We start from the raw sequence: 1,442 nt of genomic DNA on the forward strand, positions 1-1,442 counted from the left end.
ATCAGGATGACGTCCGGCGTGCCCGCGCAGTCTTTCAGCACGTAGCCGCCGCGGTACACGTTCGCCAGCTGCTCTGCGCTGCGCGGCTGCTGGGTCAGGTTCTGGCGCGAGAACACCAGGGTGGTCGGACCGTCGTTGCGCTCGATACCGTACTGCCACGCCACCGCCGATTCCACCTGGTCACACGGGCGCCAGGTGCTCATGTTCGGGGTCACGCGCAGGCTCGCCAGCTGCTCCACCGGCTGGTGGGTCGGGCCGTCTTCGCCCAGACCGATGGAGTCGTGGGTGTAGACGAACACGTTGCGCAGCTTCATCAGTGCCGCCATGCGCACCGCGTTGCGGGCGTATTCCACGAACATCAGGAAGGTCGCCGAGTACGGCAGGAAGCCGCCGTGCAGCGCGATGCCGTTGGTGATGGCGGTCATGCCGAACTCGCGCACGCCGTAATGAATGTAGTTGCCCGCCGGGTCAACGTTCAGCGCTTTCGAGCCGGACCACATGGTCAGGTTGCTCGGCGCCAGGTCGGCAGAGCCGCCCAGGAACTCCGGCAGCACCTTGCCGAACGCTTCCAGCGCGTTCTGCGACGCCTTGCGGCTGGCGATGTTGGCCGGGTTGGCCTGCAGTTTTTCCACGAACGCTTTGGCGTCGGCTTTCCAGTCGGCCGGCAGCTCGCCGTTCATGCGGCGCTTGAACTCGGCAGCCAGTTCCGGGAAGGCCTTGGCGTAGGCGGCGAACTTGTCGTTCCAGGCCGCTTCTTTGGCCTGACCGGCTTCTTTGGCGTCCCACTGGGCGTAGATGTCCTGCGGGATTTCAAAGGCGGCGTATTTCCAGCCCAGCGCTTCGCGGGTGGCGGCCACTTCGGCGGCGCCCAGCGCGGCACCGTGCACGTCATGGGTGCCGGCCTTGTTCGGCGAACCGAAGCCGATAACGGTCTTGCACATCAGCAGCGACGGCTTGTCGGTCACCTTGCGGGCTTCTTCAATCGCGGCCTTGATGGCGTCCGGGTTGTGGCCGTCAACGTTGCGCACCACGTGCCAGCCGTAGGCTTCGAAACGCAGGGCGGTGTCGTCGGTGAACCAGCCGTCGACGTGGCCGTCGATGGAGATGCCGTTGTCATCGTAGAAGGCGGTCAGCTTGCCGAGCTTGAGGGTGCCGGCCAGGGAGCAGACTTCGTGCGAGATACCTTCCATCATGCAGCCGTCGCCCATGAAGGCGTAGGTGTGGTGGTCGACGATGTCGTGGCCAGGGCGGTTGAACTGCGCCGCCAGGGTGCGTTCGGCGATGGCGAAGCCGACGGCGTTGGCGATACCCTGGCCCAGCGGACCGGTGGTGGTCTCAACGCCTGGGGTGTAGCCGTACTCCGGGTGCCCCGGGGTTTTGGAATGCAGCTGACGGAAGTTCTCCAGCTCGCGCATCGGCAGGTCGTAGCCGGTGAGGTGCAG

At 65.7% G+C, this 1,442-nt stretch carries 1 protein-coding gene; it reads right to left on the minus strand.

The annotated features are described in order from the left end of the window. On the minus strand, positions 1 to 1,442 hold a 1,442-nt coding region (gene tkt, locus ACJ8J5_RS24725; protein WP_442520505.1), incomplete at both ends, for a transketolase.

The sequence above is a fragment of the Serratia sp. CY43202 genome, assembly GCF_052168755.1.
GTDB classification, from domain to species: Bacteria; Pseudomonadota; Gammaproteobacteria; order Enterobacterales; family Enterobacteriaceae; genus Serratia; species Serratia bockelmannii.